Consider the following 540-nt stretch of genomic DNA (forward strand, 5'->3'; position numbering starts at 1 on the left):
ACTGTCGGTACACTTGGATTTTACTTATAGGCCTGTCTCCTTTGCGAGAAGGAAAAAGCCATTTACTTTCCAATCCTGCTGCATACAAATAAACCTCTTCAAAAATAGATGTAATGTTCACCATTCGTTCCTTTTTCGTTTTGCCTTCCCTAATTTTCAATTCTTTTCTACGTTTCTTCTTCAATTCCAAAATCATAGATGTTTCTAAATTCAATAAGTCACTCACACGAAGACCCGTATTGATTCCAATCACGAATAAAATATAATCACGATCAGTGCAATGACGTTTGAGCGCCCATTTCATATCTTGCAACTGCTCCTTGCTTCGAATCGGTTGTACATCAATCAAATGCTCTTTTTTACTCATCAGCCCATACCCTCTTTATTTACAGTGTTTTGAATGTATACTTTTTGTTGTATATGTTGAGAGTATCAGCAATTTTGATGTAAAGTCAATGATTTCGTATTTTTGAATGTAAACTAATGTGTAAAAGTTTACATTCAACATTTAACTCAAAAGAGACATGCACAAATACAACT

General features: G+C 34.1%; 1 protein-coding gene. It reads right to left on the reverse strand.

From position 1 onward, the window contains the following. Nucleotides 1-367: tyrosine-type recombinase/integrase (locus FE392_RS20525; protein WP_319931948.1), on the reverse strand; the 367-nt coding region annotated here is incomplete at its 3' end. Nucleotides 368-540: the final 173 nt, after the last annotated feature.

Source organism: Xenorhabdus santafensis (genome assembly GCF_033949405.1).
Lineage (GTDB): Bacteria > Pseudomonadota > Gammaproteobacteria > Enterobacterales > Enterobacteriaceae > Xenorhabdus > Xenorhabdus santafensis.